Origin of the sequence: uncultured Pseudokineococcus sp. (assembly GCF_947499845.1) — a bacterium.
Classification (GTDB): domain Bacteria; phylum Actinomycetota; class Actinomycetes; order Actinomycetales; family Quadrisphaeraceae; genus Pseudokineococcus.
In genome coordinates this window covers 114,228-138,774 of record NZ_CANMPM010000006.1, presented here as the reverse complement: position 1 = coordinate 138,774, position 24,547 = coordinate 114,228, and the positions used below count along the sequence as shown (strand labels likewise).

The window sequence follows — 24,547 nt, the reverse complement described above, 5'->3', positions numbered from 1 at the left end:
TGCCGGGATGAGCCAGCCGTCCGGTGACGGTCTCCCCGGGGCCAGCCGGGACGCCGCCCGCGCCGCCAAGAGCCGCCTGGCGTCCTCGCTCGCCGGTGACCGCCGGGTCAACGGCGTCGGGGTCGTCCGGTGGGCCGTGGGCACGTCCGTCGCCGCGTACGGCGTGCGCGTGGGCGTCGTCGCGGAGGACGACGCGCCCGAGGTGCCCGCCGAGGTCGACGGCGTCCCGGTGCGGGTCGACGTCGTCGGACGCATCACGGCGTCGTGACGGCCGCGGAGAGCGCCACGGGGGCGGGCCGGGACCTCGACGTCGTCGTCCTCGGGGCCACCGGGCTGACGGGCCGTCTCGTCGCACGTCACCTGCACGAGCGATCGCGCGCCACCGGCGCGCGCTGGGCCGTGGCCGGACGCGACCCCGACCGGCTGGCCGCCGTGCTCGACGAGCTGGGTGCGCCCGACGTCCCGTCCCTCGTGGTGGACCTGCGCGACGGACCGGCGCTCGAGCGCGTCGCCCGTCGCACGCGGGTCGTCCTCGACCTCGCCGGCCCGTACTCGACCACGGCGGACGCCGTCGTCGCCGCCTGCGTGCGAGGCGGCGCCTCCTACGTCGACCTCAGCGGCGAGATCCCGGCCGTCGCGCGCACGGTCCGCACCTGGCACGGGCCCGCCCGCCGCGCCGGTGTCCGGGTCGTGCAGGTCAGCGGCTACGAGGCCCTGCCCGCCGACCTCGCCGTCCTCCTCGCCTGCCGGCGCGCCGAGGAGGCCGACGCGGTCGGAGGGCCGGCGTCGGCGCAGGCGGCGGACGGCCCCGGTGCAGAGGGCCCCTTCGGGGACGGCCCGGGCGCTGCCGGGCCCGTCGTCGCCGTGGCGGTCACGTCGACCGCGCGGCCGCCCCGGCGCCGCCTCGGCCTGTCCGACGCCGTCTCGGGCGGCACCCTCCAGAGCCTCGTCGAGGTCCTCGCCGACGAGGACGCCCGCGTCGCCGGCGACCCGGCGGCCCTCGTGCCGGACGCCCGCGCCGCCCGACGCGTCCGCCGCCGGAGCCCCCTGGCGCTCCGCCCGCGGGTGATGCACGGCCGGGTCCTGGGTCCGGTGGTCCCGGCCGCCTTCATCGACCCGCCGGTGCTCCACCGCACCGCGGCGCTGCTGGCCGCCGAGCGCGGCGTGCCCCACTCCCCCGCCGCCCTCGCGGAAGGCGTCGACATGGGCGCCGTGCGAGGGCCCGCCGGGGCCCTCTCGCTGCTTGCGGCCGCTGCGTCCTCCGGCCTGCAGGCGGGCGTGCTGGCCCTCACCCGGTTGCCGGGGCCGGTGCGCCGGCGCCTCGCGGCCGCCCTCGGCCGCACGCTCCCGGGGAGCGGCTCGGGCCCGCGCGGCGACGTGCTCGAGGGGTGGACGTGGAGCGTGCGCGCCGAGGCGCTCACGCGGTCGGGCGCGCGCGGGACGGCCCTCCTCGAGGGCACGGGCCACCCGGGGTACCGCGCGACGGCGCGCATGGTCGCCGAGGTGGGGCTCCTGCTGGCCCGCACGGTGGAGGACCCGCCGCGCACCGGCCACCTCACGCCCGCGCTGGCGGTCGGCCTCGTCGGCCTCCCGGAGCTCGCCCACGCCGGGCTGGTGCTGCGGGCGTAGCCGCCGGGGTCTCGGAGTGGGACCCACGGCGCGGGGCCGGGCGCCGGGCGCACCGGTCCGGCTCACGGCGCGGCTACGGTGCGCGCGTGCTCATCCGGACGGCGACCGCCGAGGACTGGCCCGCGATCGAACCGGTCTTCCGCGCCGTGGTCGGCGCCGGGGAGACGTACGCCTACCCCGACGACCTGACGTCCGAGGCCGCGCGGGACCTCTGGCTCGAGGAGCCGCCCGGATGGGCGCTGGTGGCCGTCGACGACGAGGGCCTGCTGGGCACGGCCAAGGCGGGCCCGAACCGGCCGGGCCGCGGGGAGCACGTCGGGACGGCGAGCTTCATGGTGGCGCCCGAGGCGTCCGGCCGCGGCGTGGGCCGTGCGCTCGGGGAGGCCGTGCTGGCGCGCCTGGCCGCCGAGGGCTACCGCGCCGTCCAGTTCAACGCCGTCGTCGAGACCAACGTGCGGGCGGTAGCCCTGTGGCGGTCGCTCGGCTTCACCGTGGTGGGCACCGTGCCCGAGGCCTTCGCCTCACGGACCCACGGCCTCGTCGGGCTGCACGTCATGCACCGCCCCCTCTGAGGCGCCCTCCCCCGGACCGCGACAGCCGGGCTCAGCCCTCCAGGGGACGACGCCGGAGGAGGACGAGGGCCGCGAGCGCCAGCAGGCCGACGACGACGCCGAGGATCTCGGCGGCCGTCGGGAGGTCGGTGGCGACGGCCAGCGCGCCCAGCGCGACCACGGGCAGCGAGATGGCGACGTAGAGGACGACGAAGAGCGTCGAGACGACCTCGCCCGTGCGCCCCTCCGGGCTGGCGGCCCGCACCGAGGCGACGCCCGCCCGGAACGCCGTGCCGTGGCCGAGGCCCAGCAGCGTGGCCGCGACGACCACCAGAGGGAGGGCCTGGGCCGCGAGGCCGGCGACGAGCAGGGCGGCCCCGGCGGCGAGGCCGGCGCATCCCGCGACGAGCGCGCGGGGTGCGGCGAGCCCGCCGGTGGCGACCTGCGCCACCGCCGAGGCGAGGAACGGCACGCCGACGAGGGCGTCGGCCACGACCCGGTCACCTACCCCGAGCTGCTCGACGAGCAGCTGGGGCGCCACCGCGGTGAAGAGCCCGAAGACGGCGAAGCCGGCGAACCCCGCCGTGGCCGCGGGCACGAACGCCCGCCGGACCTCGACCGGGACGGTCGGGCGCAGTAGGTGCGGCCACCAGGCCGAGGCCGGAGCGGGGCGGCCGCCGTCGCGCCGCTGCGACCCGGCGGTCTCCGGCTGCCACCAGGTGACGAGGGCGGCGGGCACGAGCAGGAGGAGGTGCACGAGGTAGGGCGCGCGCAGGGGCGCCAGCGAGGCCTCGGCGACGAGGGCGGATAGGACCGGTCCGGCGCCGAGGCCGAGCACGTTGACCGCGGTGGCGGTCGACGTCGCGGCCCGCGACCACCGCGGCGGGGCCAGCTCGACGACGGCGGTCGTCGCCGTGCCGGTGAAGACGCCCGCGGACAGACCCGACAGCAGACGCCCCGCGAAGAGCAGGGGCAGGCCGTCGGCGAGCAGGAAGCACAGGGCGCTCAGCGCGGCCGCGGCGAGCCCGAGCAGCAGCAGCGGGCGCCGGCCCACCCGGTCGGACAGCTCCCCGAGGACGACGAGCGCGGCGAGGACGCCGACGGCGTAGGAGGCGAAGAGCGTCGTCTGCACGAGCGGGCCGAAGCCGAGCTGCTCCTGGTAGCGGCCGTACAGCGCCGTCGGCAGCGTGGCGCCGGCCATGACGAGCCCGAAGACGAGCGCCGCGGCCACCAGCCGCACCGCGCGCGCTCCGTCCGTCCGGTCGTGGGCCGCGGCCCCGTCGTCCGTGCGCTGCCCGCCACCGCTCGTCACGGTCCCACCCTGGTGCACAGCCCTCCGGATCACGACAGCAGGGGCCCGCCTCCCCCGCCGCCCACGCGGACGTTGATTAGCACCTGCGAGTAGCGCCGCTCGACGCCGCCGCGCGGGTCATCGCTTCCTCGGCGCCTCACCGCGGCGAGGGCAGCCAGGCTGCGGCTCCACGGGTGGCCCGCCGGCCAGCCCCCAGCCTGTCGTCTATCAAGGTCCCGGCCATGCTTCTGCTCTTCAGCAGAGGCTTAGACCGAACTGCCCTGGCTCAGACCTGAAAGGCGAGCCAACGGAAGTAGCCCGCCGAGGCGGAAAGGTCAGCCGATGTGTAATCGTGCCACTTGATGGGGTAATTGCCGTTGAGAACGCGCTCGTTGGCGGGGTAGCGGTTGTCGTCCGGCCCCCAGGTCAGAGTGCCGGAGAGGGGGCTACGCCCTTCGTGCAGACGGAAGGCGACGTCTCTGGTGACACGACGTCCGGGGCTGCCCCAGAGCGCGTCAGCGTTGGTGAGGAGCAGCGCGATACCGGTCGTGTCGCTGTCGTCGCCGATGAGGCTTTCGAGGCGATGGACGTCGTGCACGAAGTGCAGGCGGGCGAGATCCATCGCGGCATGGTTCTTGAGACGGAACTCCTCGCCGTCGGGGGCCGTCCAGGTGTAAGCGCGGGTGACGTACTTGAACTCGACCAGGGCCCGTTGTCCCGACGTCCTGCAGGTGAGATCGACGTAGCGGGTGCCGTCCGCGGGACTACGGAAGGGGACTTCGAGGCGGATCTGCATATCGGGCGCCTCGACCGCCAGCTCACGGGCGAACTCAAACTGGAAGTCGGCTTCTGAGTGGAAGACGGGTCGACGGGCAGCCAGTCGGCCTAGCAACGTGGAGAGGCCCAGGCCGCCAGGAAGCGAGGGGTCAGCGTCGACAGTCCGTCCGTTCACGCCGTCACAGTCCCACGCCAGGGGCCGTCGCGCCTTGAGAAATCAAGTGAGGCATCGAGAAGACAGGCGATGGTCACGTCCGCGTGGTCGTGCCCTCGACCGCGTCACCGTCTCCCTGCGATCGCCCAAGACGCAGAGGCCCCACCACGTCGCGGTGGGGCCTCTGCGTCTTTCGACCACTCGTTCAGGCAGTCAGCGGACGAGCTAGAGCGTCGCCGTCATCCACCTTTCAGTGGCGCTTCGAGGGCCTCGAGCGGTCAGCTGCAGCCGGAGGTGCTGCCGCAGCCCTCGCAGACGTAGCAGCTGCCGGCGGGACGCATCTTCGTGCCGCAGGTGAAGCACATCGGCGCGTCCGTCGCGGTGCCGAGGGACTCCATGAGCTCGCTCGAGGAGTGCACCTCGACGGGGGCCTTGCGCGCCGTCGCGGCGCCCGCCCCGGACTCGGCGACCTCGCTCGGCGCCGCGGCGACCGGCGCGGAGGACGCCGCCGGACGGCCCGCGGGGGCCGTGTCGACGGACTGCGACACCGCGTCGAAGTCGTCCTGGTCGTCGCTGGCGCTCGGCGTGTACGAGCCCGTCTCGAGGTGGCGCGCACGCTCCTCGGCGGTGTGGATGCCGAGCGCCGAGCGCGTCTCGAAGGGCAGGTGGTCGAGCGCCAGGCGGCGGAACATGTAGTCCATGACCGACTGGCTCATGCGCACGTCCGGGTCGTCGGTGAGGCCCGCCGGCTCGAAGCGCATGTTGGTGAACTTCTCGACGTAGGTCTCGAGCGGGACCCCGTACTGCAGCGCCACCGAGATGGCGATGGAGAAGGCGTCCATGACCCCGGCCAGCGTGGAGCCCTGCTTGCCGAGCTTGAGGAAGACCTCGCCGAGCCCGCCGTCGGGGTAGGAGCCCGCCGTCAGGTAGCCCTCGGCGCCGCCGACCGCGAACGACGTGGTGATCGAGGGGCGCGACTTCGGCAGACGCGTGCGGGTGGGCCGGTACTCGACGACGGGGGCCGGGGCCTCGACCTCCTTGTCCTTCTTGGCCTCCTTGCCGTCGCCGAGGGGCTGGCCGACCTTGCAGTTGTCGCGGTACAGCGCGACGGCCTTGAGGCCGAGCTTCCACGACTGGAAGTACGCATCCTGGACCTCCTCGACGGTCGCCGTCTCCGGCAGGTTGACCGTCTTGGAGATGGCGCCGGAGAGGAACGGCTGGCAGGCGGCCATCATGCGGATGTGGCCCATGGGCCGGATGGCCCGGGCGCCGATCGCGCAGTCGAAGACCTCGTAGTGCTCGGGGCGCAGCCCGGGGGCGTCGACGACGTGGCCGTGCTGGGCGATGTGCTCGACGATCGCCTCGACCGTCTCCTCGGCGTATCCGAAGGCCCGCAGGGCGCGCGGGATCGTCTGGTTGACGATCTGCATGGAGCCGCCGCCGACGAGCTTCTTGAACTTCACGAGCGAGAAGTCGGGCTCGATGCCGGTGGTGTCGCAGTCCATCATGAAGCCGATGGTCCCCGTGGGGGCCAGGACGCTGGCCTGGCTGTTGCGCCAGCCGTTGGCCGCACCGATCTCGTTGCCCTCGGCCCAGACGCGCGTGGCGAGGCGGTGCACGTCGGCGTCGGCGCTGTGGAGGGTGCGGATCTCATCGTTGGCCGCGGCGTGCTTGCGCATGATCCGCTGGTGGCCCTCGGCGTTGCGGGCGTAGCCCTCGTAGGCGCCGACGACGCCGGCCAGCTCGGCCGAGCGCTTGTAGGCCGCGCCGGTCATGAGCGAGGTGATGGAGGCCGCGAGGGAGCGCCCGCCCTCGGAGTCGTAGGCGAGGCCCGACGCCATGAGTAGCGCGCCGAGGTTGGCGAAGCCGATGCCGAGCTGGCGGTAGGCGCGGGTCGTCTCGCCGATGGCCTCCGTGGGGAAGTCGGCGAAGCAGATGGAGATGTCCATCGCCGTGATGACGAGCTCGACGGAGCGGGCGAAGCGCTCGGCGTCGAAGGACCCGTCCTCGCGGAGGAAGAAGAGCAGGTTGAGGCTGGCGAGGTTGCAGCTCGAGTTGTCGAGGTGCATGTACTCCGAGCAGGGGTTCGAGGCGTTGATGCGCCCCGACTCCGGCGTCGTGTGCCAGTCGTTGATGGTGTCGTCGTACTGCAGGCCCGGGTCGGCGCACTCCCACGCGGCCTTCGCGATCGAGGACCACAGCTCGCGGGCGTCGACCTCCTCGACGACCTCGCCCGTAGTGCGGGCCCGCAGGCCGAAGGACGTGCCGTCCTCGACGGCGCGCATGAACTCGTCGCTGACGCGCACCGAGTTGTTGGCGTTCTGGTACTGCACCGAGGTGATGTCCTCGCCGCCGAGGTCCATGTCGAACCCGGCGTCGCGCAGCGCGCGGATCTTGTCCTCCTCGCGCGCCTTCGTCTGGACGAACTCGGCGATGTCGGGGTGGTCGACGTCGAGGACCACCATCTTCGCCGCGCGCCGCGTGGCGCCGCCGGACTTGATGGTGCCCGCGGAGGCGTCCGCCCCGCGCATGAAGGACACCGGCCCCGAGGCCGTGCCGCCGGAGCTGTGCAGGAGCTCCTTCGAGGAGCGGATCCGGGAGAGGTTGAGGCCGGCGCCGGAGCCGCCCTTGAAGATCATCCCCTCCTCGCGGTACCAGTTGAGGATCGAGTCCATCGAGTCGTCGACGGAGAGGATGAAGCAGGCCGAGACCTGCTGCGGGCTGGACGTGCCCACGTTGAACCACACGGGGCTGTTGAAGGAGAACACCTGGTGCAGCAGCATCCAGGTGAGCTCGTGCTCGAAGACCTCGGCGTCGGCCTCGCTGGCGAAGTACCCGTTGTCGCGGCCGGCGCGCCCGTAGGTGAGCACCACCCGGTCGATGAGCTGGCGCAGCGACGTCTCCCGGGCGTCGCTGCCCACGGCGCCGCGGAAGTACTTCGTCGTGACGATGGTCGACGCGTTGGCGCTCCAGGACGCCGGGAACTCGACGCCCCGCTGCTCGAAGATCGTGGCGCCCGTCTTCCAGTTGGTCTGGACGACGTCGCGGCGCTCCCACTCCACCTCGTCGTAGGGGTGGCGACCGGCGGTCGTGAACAGGCGCTCGACCACCAGGCCCTTGCCCCGTCCTCCGCCCTTGCGGGCGGACCGGGGGCGCGGCGTCGTCTCGGTCATGGGTCCTTCTTCCGTCGCTCGTCCTGCCACCGCGGGGCGGTGGGCTCGTCCTCGGTGCTGGCGGCCGCGCGGGCGCGGCCCAGGTGGTGCGGTCTCGTGGGTCTGGTCTGTGGTGCGTCTGCGGGGAGGCGCTCAGGCGGGTCCCTCGGAGGGCCGCCAGGCGTCCTCAGGTGGTCCGGCCGACGGTCTCCTCGGCCCGGGCGACGCCCGTGGTGGCGTCCCCGGTGCTCGTGCTGCCGGTGCTCGTGTCCCCCGTGCCGGCGTCGCGCTCGGCGCGCAGCACGGCGATGGCCGCCGCGAAGTCCTCGAGCGTGTCGAAGGCCTGGTAGACGGAGGCGAAGCGCAGGTAGGCCACCTCGTCGAGGTCGCGCAGGGGCGCGAGCACCGCCACGCCGACGTCGTGGGCCTCGACCTCCGCGGCCCCGGCCGTGCGGATCGACTCCTCGACCTGCTGGGCCAGCAGCGCCAGCCTGTCCTCGGTGACGGGCCGTCCCTGGCAGGCCTTGCGCACGCCCGACAGCACCTTCTCGCGGCTGAAGGGCTCGGTGGTGCCCGAGCGCTTGACCACGGTGAGGCTCGCGGCCTCGATGGTCGTGAAGCGCCGCTGGCAGCTCGGGCACTGACGACGGCGCCGGATCGCGGTGCCGTCGTCGGTCGCCCGCGAGTCGACGACGCGGGAGTCGGGGTGGCGGCAGAACGGGCAGTGCACGGCGACCCCTCCCGCCTCGGCGCTCGACCACCGCCCCCTGCGGGGCGCGGGCGCTCCTCCACAGCGTGTGGATGAGCTGTCCCCAACGTCCACAACCTGTGGAGGAACGACAGCCGTGCAACTACTAGATGTTGGGGTGAACGCTAAGCCGGGGCCCACGCTTCCGCAAGCACCGGCGTGTCGTCGGGGCACCGCCCTCCCGGTTCGGGTGGGCTGCGCCGCAGGGCCCTGCCGCTCCGGCTGCGCCCCGACCGTGCGGCGACCAGCCACCCGACCACCGGCCACCCGACCACCGGCCACCCCACCACCGCGCACGGGAGCACCATGCACCCGACCACCGACAACGCCGTCGGCGTCCGAGGAGGGCGCCGACGGCGTGAGCGGGGCTGGAGGGAGTCGCGAGGTGACTCGGGTCAGGCCGCGCCGGTGAGCCAGTCCTGCACCGGCCCGACCGTGAAGTACAGGAGGAAGGCCGCGGCGACGACCCACAGCAGGGGGTGCACCTCCCGCGCACGACCGCGCACGACCGCGAGCAGGACGTAGGTGAGGAAGCCGGCGCCGATGCCCACGGTGATGGAGTAGCTGAAGGGCATGAGCACGATGGTGAGGAACGCCGGGAGGGCGACGCCCGGGTCGTCCCACCGGATGCCGGTGACCTGGCTCATCATGAGGAAGCCGACCACCACGAGGGCGGGGCTGGCCGCCTCGTAGGGCACGAGCGAGACGAGCGGCGAGGCGACGACGGCGACGAGGAAGGCCGCCCCGGTCACCACGCTCGCCAGCCCGGTGCGGGCGCCGTCGCCGACGCCCGCGGCGGACTCGACGAAGCTCGTCGCGCTCGAAGCGCTGGCCGCCCCGCCGGCGACGGCGGCCAGGGAGTCGACGAGGAGGATCCGCTGGCTGCCCAGCGGGTTGCCCTCCTCGTCCAGCAGCCCGCCCTCCGCGCCGACCGCCACCATCGTCCCCATCGTGTCGAAGAAGTCGGCGACGACGAGGGTGAAGACGACGAGCGCGGCCGTGACGGCGCCCACCGCGGCGAAGGCACCGACGAGGCTCACCTGGCCGAGGAGCCCGAGGTCGGGCCACGCCAGCCAGGCCGCCGGCGCCTCGGGCACGGTGAGCCCGAAGCCCGTGGGGTTGCTGCCGTCGGGCGCCTGCCCGCCCACGTCGAACACGGCCTGGACGACGAGGGCGAGGGCCGTCGCGACGACGACGCCGATGAGCAGGGCGCCGCGGACGCCCCGGACGACGAGGACCACGGTGACGAGGAGCCCGACCACGAAGACGACGGTGGGCCAGCCGCGCAGCGAGCCGCCGACCCCGAGCTCGAGCGGGGTCCCCCCGCCCACGGGGGCGCGGACGAAACCGGCGTTGACGAGCCCGACGAGGGTGAGGAAGAGGCCGATGCCGACGCTGATGGCCGTCTTGAGCTGGCGCGGCACCGCCCGCAGCACGGCGCGGCGGAAGCCGGTGAGGACGAGGACGAGGATGACGAGGCCCTCGAGGACGACGAGGCCCATGGCCATGGGCCACGTCATGCCCGGCAGGCTCGCGACGCCGTAGGCGATGAAGGCGTTGAGGCCGAGCCCGGCGGCCAGGCCGAGGGGGAAGCGGCCGACGAGCCCCATGAGGATCGTCATGACCGCCGCCACGAGGGCGGTCACGGCGGCCACGGCTGGCAGATCGGGCGCGTCGCCGCCCCCGAGGTAGGTGCCCGTCGAGTCCGGCACCGTCCCGATGATCAGCGGGTTCAGCACGACGATGTAGGCCATCGCCACGAACGTCACGAGGCCGCCGCGGACCTCGCGGCCGACGGTCGAGCCCCGGGCCGTCACCCCGAAGAAGCGGTCGACCCGCCCCCCGGGAGGGACGCCGTCGGTCGTGGCGTGCGGGTCGGGGTCGGTGCGGCTCATGCGGCCTCCGCGGGACGAGCCGCGGGTGCGGCGCCGCCGCCGCCGCGGCGGAGCTGGCGCTGACGGCGCCACTCTGGCAGAGCGGGAGCCGCCACGGCGCCACCCGGGGGCGCCTCAGGCGGGGACGAGGATCCTGTCGCCCACGGCGAGCGCCACCGAGCCGAGGCCGTTGGCCTCCTTCAGGCGCAGCACGACGTCCCGGACGTCCTCGCCCGGCGCCGCCACCTCGTCGGCGATGGACCACAGGGTGTCGCCCGGCAGGACCACGACCTCGGCGGGGACCTCGGACGCGGGCGCCGCGGCGACGACCGCGGGCGCGGCGGCGGCCGGCGCCGGGCGCGAGCCGGCCGACAGGGCGAGGACGGCCCCGGCCGCCAGCAGGACGGTCACCGAGACCGTGAGCGCCAGGCGCCCCCGCCGGGTGACGCGGAGGGCGACCGGGCGGCGGCGGGACCGGCAGGATCCCGTCGCCGTGACCGGCACCTCGGCGACGGGCAGAGCGGCGACCGGCACCGGCGCCACCACGGGCGCGGCGCGCCGCACGGACGGCGCGGGCCGCGGTGCGCGGCGGGGCGTCGGGACGAGGGACAGGTGACGACGTCGAGCGCTCGAGCGCGGGCTGCGCGCGGGGGCGCCCAGCGGCGGGAGCAGGACCAGTGCGCTCATGGTGACCTCCGGGAGGACCACGGCCCCTCCTGCCGGAGGTTCCGCGGACGTGCGTGTCGAGGGGCGGCTGCGGCGCCGCGGCCCGGGAGGGCGCACGGCTCGCGCTGTCGGTCGAACGTCTGTGCGATGTTGTACCAGCGTGGCGGCCCGGCGTCCAGACAGGTGTTCGACCGGACCCCGGCGACGGGTGCCCGGCCTCCGAGGAGGACGGGTGAGCCGCCGACGTGCAGGACTCCAGCACCGACCACCGACAACGGGCTCCGTCCGCGGCTCCCCAGGGCCGTCGCAGGCCCGTCGGGCGATCGCGCGGGGAGCCCGCACGGCCGCGCCCCGCCCGCCGCGCCCGAGGTCCCTCGGCGGCGCGGCCGCGCCTGGATCCGGCCGCGACACGCTCGAACAGGTGTTTGATCACGAGGTGGGGGCTCCCTACGCTGACCGGCACGGCGTCCCGCACGAGGGCGGTCGCCGACACCGAGCTCGGGAGGCCACGTGGCGCGGCGCAACGGCGACGAGGAGAAGGACGGCCGGCAGCAGGGCGACGCGCAGGCGGGCGGGAGCGCGGCCCCCGCGGGCGAGGGGCCCGGTGCCACGGTCGTCGAGATGCCCGACGCCCCGGCGGTCGACGGCCTCACCGCGCGCCAGCGCAAGGTGCTCGAGTGCATCGGCGAGGCCGTCGAGCGGCGCGGCTACCCGCCGAGCATGCGGGAGATCGGCGAGGCCGTCGGGCTGACGAGCCCGTCGAGCGTCGCCCACCAGCTGGCGGCGCTGGAGCGCAAGGGCTTCCTGCGCCGCGACCCCCGGCGGCCCCGGGCCATCGAGGTCGTGGTGCCGGGCTCGCGCGGTGGTGCGGCGGCGGGCGAGCCCCTGCTGCGCGCCGTCCCCGACGAGGCGGCGGCCGACGCCGGCGCGCCCGACGAGACCGGCTCCGGCGACGCGCGCCCCGCGGCCACCTACGTGCCGGTCGTGGGACGGATCGCGGCGGGCGGGCCGATCCTCGCCGAGCAGGCGGTCGAGGACGTCTTCCCCCTGCCGCGCCAGCTCGTCGGCGACGGGCAGCTCTTCCTGCTCAAGGTCGCCGGCGACTCGATGGTCGAGGCCGCCATCTGCGACGGGGACTGGGTCGTCGTCCGCCAGCAGCCCGTCGCCGAGAACGGCGAGGTCGTGGCCGCGATGATCGACGGCGAGGCCACCGTCAAGGTGTTCCAGCGGCGCGACGGCCACGTGCGGCTGCTGCCGCGCAACGCCGCCTACGAGCCCATCCCCGGCGACGAGGCCGTCGTCCTCGGGCGGGTCGTGGCGGTGCTGCGGAGCGTCTGAGCGCCGCGTCGGGGCACGACGCCCCGGGGCCTGGCCCCGCCGGCCGCCGGAGCGCTCGAGGTGACGGCCGCTAGGCCGCCGTCGTCCCGAGCGCCTCGGCGGCCACCCGCAGGTCGGCGACGAGGCCGGCGCGGGCCTCCTCGCGCTGGTCGTCCGGGGTCCGCAAGACGGCGGACGGGTGGATCGTCGCCACGAAGCGCTTGGGGCCCCGGCTCGTCTCCCGCTCGAGCACCCGGCCGCGCTCCTTCGTCACGCGGAAGGACGGCCCGAGCAGGGCGCGGCCCGCCGTCGCGCCGAGGACCACGACGACGTCCGGGTCGACGGCGGCCAGCTCGGCCGCCAGCCAGGGCCGGCAGGCGGTGACGTGGCCCGCGTCCGGCGTCGCGTGGACGCGGCGGTTGCCCGGGGCGGTCTGCGTGAAGCGGAAGTGCTTGACGGCGTTGGTGACGTAGACGTCCTCGCGGGCGATGCCCGCCTCCTCGACCGCCACCTGGAGCAGCCGTCCCGCCGGCCCGACGAAGGGCACGCCGCGGCGGTCCTCCTGGTCCCCGGGCTGCTCGCCCACGAGGGCCACCCGCCCCGAGGGGGCCCCGGCGGAGAAGACGACCTGCGTCGCGGGCTCCCACAGCTCGCAACCGCGGCACTCGCGCGCCGCGGCGCGCAGGTGGTCGACGTCGCGCAGGGCCGGGTCCTCCGGCACCCACGCGGCAGCTCCGGGACGGTCGGGACGGGCAGCGGCGGCCATGCCCGCACGCTAGGTCGGCTCGCCCCGACGCGCCCCGCGGAGCCGGGCGCCTCCTCCGCGCGCCCCCACGTGTGGAGGCAGCCGCCGGCTCAGCCCTCGGCGGCCCGCGCCGCGGCGTCGAGCCGGCGCAGCGCCCCCAGGACGACCTCACGGTCGCTCGTGGCCCACAGCGGCGGCAGGCTCGCGCGCAGGAAGCCGGCGTACCGGGCGGTCGCGAGCCGCGGGTCGAGGACGGCGACGACCCCGCGGTCGGCCGTCGAGCGCACGAGCCGTCCGGCGCCCTGGGCCAGCCGGAGGGCCGCGTGCTGCGCCGACACCGCGAGGAAGCCGTTGCCCCCGGCGCGCGCGACCGCCTCGGCGCGCGCCGACAGGAGCGGGTCGTCGGGCCGCGGGAAGGGGATGCGGTCGATCGTCACGAGCTGGCACGAGGGGCCGGGGACGTCGACGCCCTGCCACAGGGACAGGGTGCCGACGAGGACGCTGCTGGGGTCGGCCGCGAACTCGCGGACGAGGGTCGGCGTCACGTCGTCCCCCTGGCACAGGACCGGGACGTCCAGGCGCTCGCGCAGCACCTCCGCGGCGGCCTCCGCGGCCCGCCGGGAGGAGAAGAGCCCGAGCGTGCGCCCTCCGGCCGCGCGGGCCAGCTCGACGACCTCGTCGACGACCGGCGTCCCGGCGCCCTCGCGCCCCGGCACGGGGAGGTGGCGCGCCAGGTAGAGGATCCCCTGGCGCGGGTAGTCGAAGGGGCTGCCGACGTCGAGCCCGTCCCAGCTCGGCCCCGGACCGGCGTCCTCCCCCGCCGCGGGAGGGCGGGCGAGGCCCACCGACTGCGCCGCGCCGGTGAAGGTGCCGCCCGTGGTGAGGGTCGCGGAGGTGAGCACGACGGTCCGCTCGGCGAACAGGGCCTCGCGGAGCAGCCCCGCCACCTGCAGCGGGGCGACGTGGAGCATGCGCCGGGCCGCGGAGGGCGTCGAGGACAGGTCGGAGACCGACAGCCACAGGACGTCGTGCCCCGTGCCGTCGCGGGGCGCCGACGTCATCCGCTCCGCCACCTCGTGGACCTCGCCGACCGCCGCCTTCGCGACCGCCAGCGCACCGGCCAGCGCCTCGGTGGGCCGCTCCCCCGGCGGCGGCTTGAGCTGGCCGACGAGCTCGCGGGCGGCGTCGCGGACGCCGGCCACGGCGAGGTGGACGAGCTCCGGCAGGCCCCGGGCGAAGCGGCCCTCGGGGACGTCGGCCAGCGCCACGCCGAGGTCCTCCGCCGCGGCGTCCAGGCGGGCGGTGTCCGAGCCCGCCTGCCGCGCCCGGGTCGCGGCCGCGGCCACCGAGGCCGCCGTCAGCTGCGCCGAGACGACGGAGGTGACCCGGTCGGCCAGCTCGTGCGCCTCGTCGACGACGAGGACCTCGTGCTCGGGGAGGATGGACCGCCCCTCGAAGGCGTCGATCGCGAGGAGCGCGTGGTTGGTGACGACGACGTCGACCTCGCGGGCGCGCTCGCGCGCCCGCTCGCTGAAGCACTCCTGCGCCTGCGGGCACCGGCTCGCGCCGAGGCACTCGCGCGCGGTGACGGCGAGCTGGCGCCAGGCGGTCTCGCTGACGCCGGGCACGAGGTCGTCGCGGTCGCCGGTCTCCGTCGTCCGGGCCCACTCGCGCAGCCGCACCACCTCGCGGCCCAGGCGGCTGGACGCCCCGCCGGTCACCGACCGGCCGGGCAGCGGCGCCGGGGCCTCGAAGAGCCCGTCGTCCTCGGGGAAGCCGCCGTCGAGCTTGTGGACGCAGAGGTGGTTGGCCCGGCCCTTGACGACCTGCCACGTGAGGCGGCGACCGAGCAGGGGCTCCAGGGCGTCGGCCAGGCGCGGCAGGTCGCGGGCCGCCACCTGGTTCTGGAGCGCCAGCGTCGCGGTCGAGACGACGACCGGCCGCCGGGACTCGACGGCCCGGCGCGCCAGGGGCACGAGGTAGGCCAGCGACTTGCCGGTGCCCGTGCCCGCCTGGACGAGCAGGTGCTCGCGGGTGCGCACCGCCGCGTCGACGGCCCGCGCCATGACGTGCTGCCCCTCGCGCCGGGTGCCGCCGAGCGCCGCGACGGCCGAGGACAGCAGCGCGTCGACGTCAGCGGGAGCACCGTCGGCCTCCCCCGGGGCGACGTCCACCCCGGGCTCGACGTCGGGGTCGGCGGCTGCGGAGGTCACCGGCCGAGGGTAGGTCGCCCCGGGCGCCCCGGCGGGACGCCTCCACAGGCGCGGCGGAGGGCCGCCGCGGACGGCGACGGCCCGCCCCCCGCGCAGGGGGACGGGCCGTCGGGCGGTCGGGGCGGCGTCAGACCGCGACGCCGTGCAGCTCGGCGGCGAGGTGCTCGCCGACGCGGGCGCGCAGCCGCGTGCCCTCCCCGGTGTGCTCCTCCTCGAGGACCTCGCCGGCCCGGTGCACGCGGGAGACGAGGTCGCCCCGCGTGTACGGCACGACGACGTCGACGTCGACCTCCGGGTGCGGGAGCCGCTCGGCGACGACGTCGAGCAGGTGCTCGAGCCCCTCCCCGGTGCGCGCCGACACGACGACGGCCCCCGGCAGGCGCGAGCGCAGCCGGGCCACCGCCTCGGGGCTCGCGGCGTCGCACTTGTTGAGGACCACGAGCTCGGGCACGTCGAGCGCCCCGACGTCCGCCAGCACCGAGCGCACCGCGGTGACCTGGCCCTCGGGGTCGACGTCCGAGGCGTCGACGACGTGGAGGACGAGGTCGGCGCCGCCGACCTCCTCCAGCGTCGAGCGGAACGCCTCGACGAGCTGGGTCGGCAGGTGGCGCACGAAGCCCACGGTGTCGGCGAGCACGTAGTCGCGGCCGTCGGGGGTGCGGGCCCGGCGCACGGCCGGGTCGAGGGTCGCGAAGAGCGCGTCCTCGACGAGGACCCCGGCGCCCGTGAGCCGGTTCAGGAGGCTCGACTTGCCGGCGTTGGTGTACCCGGCGATCGCCACGGACGGCACGCCCCCGGCCAGGCGCCGCGACCGCTTCGTCTCGCGGGCGGGTGCCATCTCGCGGATCTGCCGACGCAGGCGCGCCATCCGCGTGCGGATGCGGCGACGGTCCAGCTCGATCTTCGTCTCACCCGGTCCGCGGGACCCGATCCCGGCGCCAGCGGCCACGCGGCCACCGGCCTGGCGGGACATCGACTCGCCCCAGCCGCGCAGGCGCGGGAGCAGGTACTCGAGCTGGGCCAGCTCGACCTGGGCCTTGCCCTCCTTGGACTTCGCGTGCTGGGCGAAGATGTCGAGGATCAGCGCCGTCCGGTCGATGACCTTGACGCCGACGATGTCCTCGAGCCCGCGGCGCTGCGACGGCGACAGCTCGCCGTCGCAGATGACCGTGTCGGCGCCCGTCGCGGCGACGATCCCCTTGAGCTCCCCGGCCTTGCCGGAGCCGAGGAAGGTCGCCGGGTCGGGCGTGGGCCGCCGCTGCAGGACGCCGTCGAGGACGGCCGACCCGGCGGTCTCGGCCAGGGCGGCCAGCTCGCGCAGGGACGCCTCCGCCTCCTCGACGCTCGCCGAGGTCCACAGGCCGGCGAGGACGACGCGCTCGAGCCGCAGCTGGCGGTACTCGACCTCGGTGACGTCCTGCAGCTCCGAGGAGTGGCTGCCGAGGCCGCCGACGCGGCGCAGCGCCTGGCGCTCGGCGAGGTCGAGCTGGTCGCCGTCGAAGGTCGTGCCCGCGGGCGACGGCGACGCGCCGTGGCGGGCGAGGATGCGGCTGACGGCGTCCGCGCGAGCGGGCCCCGCGCCGTCGGGCGGCCCGGTCGGGACGGCCTCGTCGACGACGGCGTCGCTGCTGTCGTGCGGGACGGGCTCGGTCGAGCGGCGGGTGGGAGCGGTCGACGTGGTGGGCGTCATGGTCTCCTGCGGTGGAGGTCGGGCGGCCCGCTGGTCGCGGGCCGGGTGCGGCGGTGCCACTGTGGCAGTCAACGAGCGCGGTGACGAGGGGATTCCGGTGCGTCGGGGCCCGTGGCGGCGCGAGTAGCGTCACCGGCCGTGAGCAGCACCCCGTCCGGCCCCCCTCCGGCCTCCGACCCCTCGCCCGCCGAGCACTACTTCACGGGTCGGCTGGCCGGCCGCCCCGCCGGCGACGACGAGCGCGAGGTCCGCGAGGTGCGCCTGCGCGGGCGCGACGTCGAGGTCGAGACGGCTCCCGGCGTGTTCAGCGCCGGACGGCTCGACCTCGGCACGCGCGTCCTGCTGCGCGAGGCGCCGACGCCCCCGGACGGCGGGGACCTGCTGGACCTCGGCTGCGGGTGGGGGCCGCTGGCCCTGGCCATGGCCGCCGAGGCGCCGGGCGCGATCGTGTGGGCCGTCGACGTCAGCGAGCGGGCGCTCGACCTCGTGCGCCGGAACGCCGACCGGCTGGGCCTGCCCGGCGTCCGCGCCGTGCTCCCCTCCGAGGTCCCCGACGACGTCGTCCTCGCCGGCCTGTGGTCCAACCCGCCGATCCGGGTCGGCAAGGACGCCCTCCACGCGCTGCTCCTGCGGTGGCTCCCCCGCCTGGCGCCGGGGGCCGACGCCCACCTCGTCGTCCAGCGCAACCTCGGTGCCGACTCGCTGAAGGCCTGGCTCGGCGGGGCCCTGCCGGCGCCCCTCGAGACGACCCGCGCCGGCAGCGCCAAGGGCTACCGCGTCCTGCGGGTCCGACGGCCGGCGGACGGGGCGGCCGGGACGCACGGAGACGCCTGAGCGCAGCGGCGGCCTCAGCGCCGCACGGGGCGACGACGACGTCGCGACATCTCCAGCGAGTGGATGAGCGCCTCGCGGCGGGCCGCCCGGTCCGCGCCCTCGCGGGGCTCCGGCACCTCGGCCGTCACGCGGCGGACCAGCTGGCGGCGCGCCGCCTGCGTCGTTGGCCCCGGGGCGACGACCCGGCCGGCCGCGCGGGCCCGGCCCGCCGCTGCGCCGGCGAGCACGACGCCGCTCCCCTGCTCCGTCACGTCGACCACGTCCCTCCGGTCCGCCGTCGGCCCCCCCGACGGCTCCGGCGCATCGCGCCGCCCGTAGTGCATCACCCGAGAGTCACCTGTGGTCGCAGGACGTCATCACGATCCGGTATCCCGTCGTCACGATCCGGTCACCGCCGGCCGTCGACCGCTCCGGGGACGGACGACGTGGTGCTCGACGGCGCCCCGAGGCGACCGGAGGGGGCGGACTCAGGCGAGGACGCCGTCGGCGACGAGGACGGCCGGGCCGGCGAGCTCGACGCGCCCGCCCTCCAGCGCCCGCACGCGCAGCCGCCCCCCGGGCACGGCCACCCGCCAGACGTCCGGGGAGTCCGCGCCGGCCCACAGGCGGACGGCCAGGGCGGCCGCGCAGGCGCCCGTGCCGCACGAGCGCGTCTCGCCCACGCCGCGCTCGCTGACCCGCATGAGCAGGGCGCCGACCCCGGGGGCGGGGGCGTCGAGCGGGACGACGAGCTCGACGTTCGCGCCGTCGGCCGGCGCGGGCTCGACGACGGGCGCCCCGAGCAGGTCGGCGGCCTCGAGCTCCTCGCGGCCGGTGAGCGCCACGACGACGTGGGGGTTGCCGAGGTCGAGCGACAGGCCCGGGCGCGGGACGCCGTCCAGGCCCCGCACGCCGACGGTGACGTCGAAGCCGTCGGCGACCGCGGCGTCCCCGCCCGGCACCGTCCAGGGGCCCATGTCGACGGCGAACCAGCCCGGGCGGCCCTCGTCGTCCTCGGCGGCGGTGACGCGCTTGACGCCCGAGCGGGTGCCCACGGCGAGGGCCCGGCCGTCGGCCAGCTCCGCCGGGTCGACGAGGCCCTCGCGCAGGAGGTGGGCGACGAGGACGCGCACGCCGTTGCCGCACATCTGCGCGGCGCTGCCGTCGGCGTTGCGGTAGTCCATGAACCAGGTGGCGCCCGGGTCCTCGGCGAGCGCGGCGGCGCCCTCGGGGAGCGCCTCGCTGCGCACGGCCCGGATGACGCCGTCGCCGCCGACGCCGGCGCGCCGGTCGCACAGGAGGCGGACCGCCGCGTCGTCGAGGGCGAGGCGCCCGTCCGGGTCCGTGAGCAGGACGAAGTCGTTCTCCGTGCCGTGGCCGGTGGTGAAGCGCAGGCCGCTGAGGGACGTCGGCGCCTCGGGCTCGGCGGTCACGGGCTCGGTGGTCACGGGCTCGGTCGTCACGGGCTCGGTGGTCACGGGCTCGGTGGTCACGTGCCGAGGCTACGCACCGGGCAGCGGTGCGGCCCTCGCGTCGACGGGGACGTCGACGGGCGCGGGGGCACGGGCGACCTCGGCGAGGGCCCGTCGCAGGAGGTCGTCGGCGTCGTCGACGAGGTCCAGCCACCGCACGCGCGGGTCGCGGCGGAACCAGCTCTCCTGGCGCCGGGCGAAGCGCCGCGTGGCCGCCGTCGTCGCGGCGAGGGCCTCCTCGAGCGAGCAGCTGCCGTCGAGGTGGTCGAGGACCTGGGCGTACCCGAGCGCCCGCGGGGCCGTGCGGCCCTCGCGCAGCCCCGCGTCCACGAGCCGCCGCACCTCCTCCACGAGGCCGGCGTCGGCCATGGCCCGCACGCGCCGGGCCACGCGGTCGTCGAGCTCCGGGCGCGGCAGGCGCAGGCCGACCTGGACGACCGGCGCGAGCGCGGGCGGGTGCTCGTAGCGCGGCATCGTCGCGCTGAAGGGCCGCCCGCTGACCTCGATGGCCTCCAGGGCGCGGACGACGCGGCGCTCGTTGGTGGGCAGGACGGCGGCCGCGGCCGCCGGGTCGAGCTCGGCCAGCCGGGCGTGCAGCGCGGGGGCGCCGAGCCGGTCCGCCTCGGCCTGCCAGCGCGCCCGCACGTCCGCGTCGGTGCCGGGGAACTCGAGCGCGTCGAGGACGGCCCGCACGTAGAGGCCGCTCCCGCCGACGAGGACGGGGACGAGGCCGCGGGCGCGGACGTCGGCGACGGCGGCGCGGGCGGCCCGCTGGTAGGCCGCGACGCTCGCCTCCTCGCGCACGTCGAGGACGTCGAGCTGGTGGTGCGGGACGCCGCGGCGCTCGGCGACGGGAAGCTTGGCCGTGCCGACGTCCATGCCGCGGTAGAGCTGGGAGGCGTCGGCGTTGACGACCTCGCCGCCGAGCGCCAGCGCCAGGGCGACGCCGAGGTCGGACTTGCCCGTGGCGGTCGGGCCGACGACGGCGACGAGCGGCGGCTGCTCGTCCGCCCCCGGCCGGGGGCGGACGTCCTGCGCGACCGGTCCCTCCACGCCCGCAGACCCTGCCACAGGCGGGTCCGCCCGCCGGGCCGCGGACCCGGCGTCAGAGCCTCGCGCGGACCGACGGCCGGGCCGCCGTGCGGGCGACGTCGGCACGGGCGGACGCCGGCGCGGTGGTTGGATCGACGGTGATGAGCCCGCTGGAGGTCGCCCTGCTGGTCCTCGCGGGCGTCGGCGGGGGGCTCGTCGGCTCGGTCGTCGGCCTGGCCTCGCTCGTGACCTACCCCGCGCTCCTCGCGGCCGGGCTGCCGCCGGTGACCGCCAACGTCACCAACACCGTCGCCCTCGTCGCCTCGGGCGTCGGGTCCGCGGCCAGCAGCCGCCCCGAGCTCGCGGGTCAGCGGGCCCGCCTCGTGCGCCTGGCGCCCGTCTTCGCCGTCGGTGGCCTCGCCGGCGCCGTCCTCCTCGTGACGACGCCCGGGGAGGTGTTCGAACGGGTCGTCCCGTTCCTCGTCGGCGGCGCCTCGGCCCTCATGCTGGCCCAGCCGCGCCTGCGCCGGCTCCTGCGCCGGGAGGCCGCTCCCGTCGACGAGCCGGGCGACGACGTCCGCGAGTCGTGGCCGGCCCTCGTGGGCCTGTTCCTCGTCGCGGTCTACGGGGGCTACTTCGGCGCCGCCGCCGGGGTGCTCGTGCCCGTGCTGCTCGGCTTCGTCCTCGACACGACGCTCCAGCGGCTCGTGGCGCTGAAGAACATCCTGCTCATGGTGAGCAACCTCGTCGCCGCGGCGCTCTTCCTCGTGCTCGGCGAGGTCGACCTCCTGGCCGCCCTCCCGCTCGCCGTGGGGATCCTCGTCGGCGGCTGGCTGGGGCCGATCGTGGCCCGCCGCCTCCCCCAGGGCGTGCTGCGGGCCGTCATCGGCGTCGCCGGGCTGGGGCTCGCCGTCCGGCTCTGGATCACCGCGGGCTGAGCGGCCGCCCCCCGCGGGGGGTCGGCAGGGTCAGCGGCGCAGGCCGGGCAGGCCGAGGGCGACGGGCGCGCCGGCGGGCCGGGGCTCCCCCGCGGGCGCCGGCACGCCGCAGGAGGCGGCCTGGCGGCGGTCCCACGCGTCGCCGGCCCGGGTGCGCCGCAGGCGGTGCACGGCGGGGGCGCCCTGGGCGACCAGCTCCGGCCCGACGCCGACGGCGGGGTCGGCGACGAGGTGGTGCGGCGCGGCGTAGGTGATCCGCGTGGTCACCATGTCGCCCGGTCGCGGCACCTCGGCGCCCTCGGGCAGCGCGACGTGCACGAGCCGGTTGTCGGGCGCCCGGCCCGAGATGCGGGACGTGGCGTCGTCCTTGCGGCCCTCGCCGACCGAGACCATGACCTCGACCTCGCGGCCCACCTGGGCCTTCCCCTCGTCCCAGCTGATCTGCTCCTGCAGCGCCACGAGGCGCTCGAAGCGCTCCTGGACGACGGCCTTGGGCACCTGGTCGGCCATCGTCGCCGCCGGGGTGCCCGGGCGCGGGGAGTACTGGAACGTGAAGGCCTGCGCGAAGCGGGACGCCGCGACGACGTCGAGGGTGGCCCGGAAGTCGTCCTCCGTCTCCCCCGGGAAGCCGACGATGAGGTCGGTCGAGATGGCGGCGTCGGGGATGGCGGCGCGCACGCGCTCGAGGATCCCGAGGAAGCGGGTGCTGCGGTAGGAGCGGCGCATCGCGCGCAGCACCCGGTCCGAGCCCGACTGCAGCGGCATGTGCAGCTGGGGCATGACGTTCGGCGTCTCGGCCATGGCGGCGATGACGTCGTCCGTGAAGGACGCCGGGTGCGGGCTCGTGAAGCGCACGCGCTCGAGGCCGTCGACCTGCCCGCAGGCGCGCAGCAGCTTGGCGAAGGCGCCGCGGTCGCCCAGCTCGATGCCGTAGGTGTTGACGTTCTGGCCGAGGAGGGTGACCTCGACGGCGCCGTCGTCGACGAGCGCCCGCACCTCGGCGAGGACGTCGCCGGGGCGCCGGTCCTTCTCGGTGCCGCGCAGCGCCGGGACGATGCAGAAGGTGCAGGTGTTCGTGCAGCCGACGCTGATGGACACCCAGCCCGAGGCCGCGGAGTCGCGCTTGGTGGGCAGCGTGGAGGGGAAGGTCTCGAGCGACTCGAGGATCTCCACCTCGGCGCGGCGGTTGTGCGCCGACCGCTCGAGCAGCGCCGGCAGCGACCCGATGTTGTGGGTGCCGAAGACGACGTCGACCCAGGGCGCCCTCTCGACGATCGTCGAGCGGTCCTTCTGCGCCAGGCACCCGCCGACCGCGATCTGCATGCCGGGCCGCTGCGCCTTCACCGGCGCGAGCTGGCCGAGGTTGCCGTAGAGCTTGTTGTCGGCGTTCTCGCGCACCGCGCACGTGTTGAAGACGACGACGTCGGCCGTCTCCGGCCGCTCCCCCGCCGCGAGCGGGGCGTACCCGGCCGCCTCGAGCGAGCCGGAGAGGCGCTCGGAGTCGTGGACGTTCATCTGGCAGCCGAAGGTCCGCACCGCGTAGGTGCGCACCGGGGCGGCCTGGGGCTCCGTCGCGGGGGCCGTGGTGGGGGCGTCAGCGGTGGCAGTCATGGCGCGGCCAGGGTACGTCCGCGCGGGGCACCACCACGGACGCCGCCCGCGGCCCGGCCGGGGACCGGGCCGACGGCCCCGCGGTCACGATGCCGTCACGGTCCGGCGACGTCCCCACGGCGCGGGGCGGCGCGGTTAGGTTGCGCCGCGTGACCACCAGCCAGGAGCGCAGCGGGGACGGCCGGGAGCCGCTCGTCGTGCTGTCGCACGTGGACAAGCACTTCGGCGACCTGCACGTGCTCAAGGACGTCGACCTCGCGGTGGGCCGCGGCGAGGTCGTGGTCGTCATCGGACCGTCAGGGTCCGGCAAGTCGACCCTGTGCCGCACCATCAACCGCCTGGAGACGATCGACTCCGGGACGATCGAGATCGACGGCCGCGCCCTGCCCCAGGAGGGCAAGGCCCTCGCGCGGCTGCGCGCCGACGTCGGCATGGTCTTCCAGGCCTTCAACCTCTTCGCGCACAAGACGGTGCTCGAGAACGTCACCCTCGGCCCGGTGCGCGTGCGCGGGGTCGGGCGGGCCGAGGCCCGCTCGCGCGCCATGGAGCTGCTGGAGCGCGTCGGCGTGGCCCACCAGGCGGCCAAGTTCCCGGCCCAGCTGTCGGGCGGCCAGCAGCAGCGGGTGGCCATCGCGCGGGCGCTCGCCATGGAGCCGAAGGTCATGCTCTTCGACGAGCCCACCTCGGCCCTCGACCCGGAGATGATCAACGAGGTGCTCGAGGTCATGACCGACCTCGCGACGAGCGGCATGACGATGGTCGTGGTGACCCACGAGATGGGTTTCGCCCGGCGCGCCGCGGACCGGGTCATGTTCATGGCCGACGGCGAGATCGTCGAGCAGGCGGAGCCCGAGCAGTTCTTCACCGCTCCCCGGACGGAGAGGGCGAAGGACTTCCTCTCCAAGATCCTGAGCCACTGACGACCCACCCCGACGAGCACGTCCCCCGAAGGAGCCCCTGCCATGACGTCCCGCCGATCCACCCTCGCCGTCTCGGTCGTCGCCGCGGCGGCCCTCACACTCACCGCGTGCGGCGGTGACGGCGGCTCGGACGCCGAGCCGACCGTCGCCGACTCCCCCGAGTTCGAGGCCGGCACCACCATGGCCGAGCTGGCCGAGGCCGGGACCATCACGATCGGGACGAAGTTCGACCAGCCGCTCTTCGGCCTGCAGGCGCCCAGCGGCGACCCCGAGGGCTTCGACGTCGAGATCGGCAAGATCGTCGCCGGCGCCCTGGGCATCGCCCCGGAGGACATCACCTGGGTCGAGACGGTCTCGGCGAACCGCGAGCCCTTCCTCCAGGAGGGCCAGGTCGACCTCGTCATCGCGACGTACACGATCAACGACGAGCGCAAGGAGGTCGTCGACTTCGCCGGCCCCTACTACGAGGCGGGCCAGCAGATCATGGTCGTCGAGGGCAACCCGGAGGGCATCGAGGGTCCCGAGGACCTGGCCGGGAAGGTCGTGTGCACGACCGACGGCTCGACGCCGTACCAGAACATCGCCGAGAACTACCCCGAGGCCGAGCTGCTGCCCGGCGTCGCCGCCTACTCCGACTGCCTCGACCCGCTGCGCAGCGGCGACGTCGCCGCCCTGACGACCGACAACGTCATCCTGTCGGGCTACGTCGACCAGAACCCCGGCGAGTTCGAGCTGGTCGGCGAGCAGTTCACCGAGGAGCCGTACGGCATCGGCCTGGAGAAGGGCGACGACGCCTTCCGCGACTTCATCAACGACACGCTCGAGGAGAGCTACGAGGACGGCACCTGGGAGGCCGCCTGGGAGTCCACCGCCGGCTCCGTCCTCGAGACGCCCGAGCCGCCGGCCGTCGACCGCTACTGACCCGCTGAACGGGGTGTCGACCGCCGGCCAGGC

Annotated in this window: 21 protein-coding genes; 8 read left to right on the top strand and 13 right to left on the bottom strand. The window is 76.0% G+C overall.

Going from position 1 to position 24,547, the window contains the following annotated elements; all coding sequences use genetic code 11:
- Nucleotides 1–7: 7 nt before the first annotated feature.
- The 3 genes from Q0789_RS08105 (at nucleotide 8) to Q0789_RS08095 (ending at nucleotide 2,201) form a co-directional block, all read left to right on the top strand.
- On the top strand, nucleotides 8–268 hold the full coding sequence (locus Q0789_RS08105) for a hypothetical protein (RefSeq protein ID WP_298803995.1): 261 nt from the start codon (nucleotides 8–10) through the stop codon (nucleotides 266–268).
- Nucleotides 265–1,629 (top strand): saccharopine dehydrogenase NADP-binding domain-containing protein, encoded by a 1,365-nt coding sequence (locus Q0789_RS08100; protein ID WP_298803993.1) that lies wholly within the window; start codon nucleotides 265–267, stop codon nucleotides 1,627–1,629. Before Q0789_RS08105 ends, Q0789_RS08100 begins: the two co-directional genes overlap by 4 nt.
- A gap of 86 nt (nucleotides 1,630–1,715) precedes the next feature.
- Nucleotides 1,716–2,201: a GNAT family N-acetyltransferase gene (locus tag Q0789_RS08095; protein ID WP_298803991.1), complete on the top strand. Its 486-nt coding sequence runs from the start codon at nucleotides 1,716–1,718 to the stop codon at nucleotides 2,199–2,201.
- 31 nt (nucleotides 2,202–2,232) lie between these two features.
- Here the strand turns inward: Q0789_RS08095 and Q0789_RS08090 are convergent, their stop codons facing one another.
- The 6 genes from Q0789_RS08090 to Q0789_RS08065 all read right to left on the bottom strand — a co-directional run bounded on the left by Q0789_RS08090 (nucleotide 2,233) and on the right by Q0789_RS08065 (nucleotide 10,863).
- Complete coding sequence (locus Q0789_RS08090; RefSeq protein WP_298803989.1) at nucleotides 2,233–3,492, bottom strand: MFS transporter; 1,260 nt, start codon at nucleotides 3,490–3,492, stop codon at nucleotides 2,233–2,235.
- Between the two features lie 265 nt (nucleotides 3,493–3,757).
- Nucleotides 3,758–4,423 carry a hypothetical protein gene (locus Q0789_RS08085; protein ID WP_298803987.1) on the bottom strand — a complete coding sequence of 222 codons (666 nt, stop codon included), beginning with the start codon at nucleotides 4,421–4,423 and terminating at the stop codon, nucleotides 3,758–3,760.
- Between the two features lie 257 nt (nucleotides 4,424–4,680).
- A complete protein-coding gene (locus Q0789_RS08080; RefSeq protein WP_298803985.1) occupies nucleotides 4,681–7,575 on the bottom strand; it encodes a vitamin B12-dependent ribonucleotide reductase in 2,895 nt (964 codons plus the stop codon).
- A 166-nt stretch (nucleotides 7,576–7,741) separates the two neighbouring features.
- Nucleotides 7,742–8,284, bottom strand: a complete 543-nt coding sequence (gene nrdR, locus Q0789_RS08075) for a transcriptional regulator NrdR (protein WP_298803983.1) — start codon at nucleotides 8,282–8,284, stop codon at nucleotides 7,742–7,744.
- Between the two features lie 413 nt (nucleotides 8,285–8,697).
- Nucleotides 8,698–10,197, bottom strand: coding sequence for an NCS2 family permease (locus tag Q0789_RS08070; RefSeq protein WP_298803981.1), 1,500 nt, complete (start codon nucleotides 10,195–10,197; stop codon nucleotides 8,698–8,700).
- A gap of 114 nt (nucleotides 10,198–10,311) precedes the next feature.
- Complete coding sequence (locus Q0789_RS08065; RefSeq protein WP_298803979.1) at nucleotides 10,312–10,863, bottom strand: LysM peptidoglycan-binding domain-containing protein; 552 nt, start codon at nucleotides 10,861–10,863, stop codon at nucleotides 10,312–10,314.
- 600 nt (nucleotides 10,864–11,463) lie between these two features.
- Here Q0789_RS08065 and lexA point away from each other — a divergent pair.
- Complete coding sequence (lexA, locus tag Q0789_RS08060) at nucleotides 11,464–12,180, top strand: transcriptional repressor LexA (protein ID WP_363326106.1); 717 nt, start codon at nucleotides 11,464–11,466, stop codon at nucleotides 12,178–12,180.
- A gap of 70 nt (nucleotides 12,181–12,250) precedes the next feature.
- Here the strand turns inward: lexA and Q0789_RS08055 are convergent, their stop codons facing one another.
- The 3 genes from Q0789_RS08055 to hflX all read right to left on the bottom strand — a co-directional run bounded on the left by Q0789_RS08055 (nucleotide 12,251) and on the right by hflX (nucleotide 16,807).
- On the bottom strand, nucleotides 12,251–12,925 hold the full coding sequence (locus Q0789_RS08055) for a UdgX family uracil-DNA binding protein (RefSeq protein WP_298803975.1): 675 nt from the start codon (nucleotides 12,923–12,925) through the stop codon (nucleotides 12,251–12,253).
- Between the two features lie 89 nt (nucleotides 12,926–13,014).
- Nucleotides 13,015–15,078, bottom strand: coding sequence for an ATP-dependent DNA helicase (locus Q0789_RS08050; protein ID WP_366917685.1), 2,064 nt, complete (start codon nucleotides 15,076–15,078; stop codon nucleotides 13,015–13,017).
- 166 nt (nucleotides 15,079–15,244) lie between these two features.
- Nucleotides 15,245–16,807, bottom strand: a complete 1,563-nt coding sequence (hflX, locus tag Q0789_RS08045) for a GTPase HflX (protein WP_298803971.1) — start codon at nucleotides 16,805–16,807, stop codon at nucleotides 15,245–15,247.
- Between the two features lie 210 nt (nucleotides 16,808–17,017).
- Between hflX and Q0789_RS08040 the strand changes: the two genes are divergently transcribed.
- The gene (locus Q0789_RS08040) at nucleotides 17,018–17,641 is read left to right on the top strand and encodes a methyltransferase (RefSeq protein ID WP_366917684.1); all 624 of its coding nucleotides are present in this window, start codon (nucleotides 17,018–17,020) and stop codon (nucleotides 17,639–17,641) included.
- Between the two features lie 14 nt (nucleotides 17,642–17,655).
- Here the strand turns inward: Q0789_RS08040 and Q0789_RS08035 are convergent, their stop codons facing one another.
- From Q0789_RS08035 to miaA, 3 genes are all read right to left on the bottom strand, one after another.
- Nucleotides 17,656–17,892, bottom strand: coding sequence for a hypothetical protein (locus Q0789_RS08035; protein ID WP_298803967.1), 237 nt, complete (start codon nucleotides 17,890–17,892; stop codon nucleotides 17,656–17,658).
- Between the two features lie 216 nt (nucleotides 17,893–18,108).
- Entirely contained in the window at nucleotides 18,109–19,053 is a 945-nt protein-coding gene (dapF, locus tag Q0789_RS08030) for a diaminopimelate epimerase (RefSeq protein ID WP_366917683.1), read from the bottom strand.
- A gap of 69 nt (nucleotides 19,054–19,122) precedes the next feature.
- Nucleotides 19,123–20,145 carry a tRNA (adenosine(37)-N6)-dimethylallyltransferase MiaA gene (gene miaA, locus Q0789_RS08025; RefSeq protein WP_298803962.1) on the bottom strand — a complete coding sequence of 341 codons (1,023 nt, stop codon included), beginning with the start codon at nucleotides 20,143–20,145 and terminating at the stop codon, nucleotides 19,123–19,125.
- Nucleotides 20,146–20,285: 140 nt separating this feature from the next.
- On the opposite strand from miaA, the gene Q0789_RS08020 reads away from it, so the two are divergent.
- Nucleotides 20,286–21,062 carry a sulfite exporter TauE/SafE family protein gene (locus tag Q0789_RS08020; protein WP_298803960.1) on the top strand — a complete coding sequence of 259 codons (777 nt, stop codon included), beginning with the start codon at nucleotides 20,286–20,288 and terminating at the stop codon, nucleotides 21,060–21,062.
- A gap of 30 nt (nucleotides 21,063–21,092) precedes the next feature.
- Here the strand turns inward: Q0789_RS08020 and miaB are convergent, their stop codons facing one another.
- Nucleotides 21,093–22,673, bottom strand: a complete 1,581-nt coding sequence (gene miaB, locus Q0789_RS08015) for a tRNA (N6-isopentenyl adenosine(37)-C2)-methylthiotransferase MiaB (RefSeq protein ID WP_298803958.1) — start codon at nucleotides 22,671–22,673, stop codon at nucleotides 21,093–21,095.
- Nucleotides 22,674–22,822: 149 nt separating this feature from the next.
- Here miaB and Q0789_RS08010 point away from each other — a divergent pair, with 149 nt between their 5' ends.
- Together Q0789_RS08010 and Q0789_RS08005 are read left to right on the top strand one after the other, a co-directional pair.
- Entirely contained in the window at nucleotides 22,823–23,593 is a 771-nt protein-coding gene (locus Q0789_RS08010) for an amino acid ABC transporter ATP-binding protein (protein WP_298803956.1), read from the top strand.
- A gap of 42 nt (nucleotides 23,594–23,635) precedes the next feature.
- On the top strand, nucleotides 23,636–24,514 hold the full coding sequence (locus tag Q0789_RS08005; RefSeq protein ID WP_298803954.1) for a glutamate ABC transporter substrate-binding protein: 879 nt from the start codon (nucleotides 23,636–23,638) through the stop codon (nucleotides 24,512–24,514).
- Nucleotides 24,515–24,547: the final 33 nt, after the last annotated feature.

What these genes read in the sequence shown, in the direction of transcription:
- Q0789_RS08105 (WP_298803995.1), top strand. Translation starts at nt 8, where the DNA reads ATGAGCCAGCCGTCCGGTGACGGTCTCCCCGGGGCCAGCCGGGACGCC.
- Q0789_RS08080 (WP_298803985.1), bottom strand. Translation starts at nt 7,575, where the DNA reads ATGACCGAGACGACGCCGCGCCCCCGGTCCGCCCGCAAGGGCGGAGGA.
- Q0789_RS08070 (WP_298803981.1), bottom strand. Translation starts at nt 10,197, where the DNA reads ATGAGCCGCACCGACCCCGACCCGCACGCCACGACCGACGGCGTCCCT.
- Q0789_RS08065 (WP_298803979.1), bottom strand. Translation starts at nt 10,863, where the DNA reads ATGAGCGCACTGGTCCTGCTCCCGCCGCTGGGCGCCCCCGCGCGCAGC.
- lexA (WP_363326106.1), top strand. Translation starts at nt 11,464, where the DNA reads ATGCCCGACGCCCCGGCGGTCGACGGCCTCACCGCGCGCCAGCGCAAG.
- Q0789_RS08055 (WP_298803975.1), bottom strand. Translation starts at nt 12,925, where the DNA reads ATGGCCGCCGCTGCCCGTCCCGACCGTCCCGGAGCTGCCGCGTGGGTG.
- hflX (WP_298803971.1), bottom strand. Translation starts at nt 16,807, where the DNA reads ATGACGCCCACCACGTCGACCGCTCCCACCCGCCGCTCGACCGAGCCC.
- Q0789_RS08020 (WP_298803960.1), top strand. Translation starts at nt 20,286, where the DNA reads ATGAGCCCGCTGGAGGTCGCCCTGCTGGTCCTCGCGGGCGTCGGCGGG.
- miaB (WP_298803958.1), bottom strand. Translation starts at nt 22,673, where the DNA reads ATGACTGCCACCGCTGACGCCCCCACCACGGCCCCCGCGACGGAGCCC.
- Q0789_RS08005 (WP_298803954.1), top strand. Translation starts at nt 23,636, where the DNA reads ATGACGTCCCGCCGATCCACCCTCGCCGTCTCGGTCGTCGCCGCGGCG.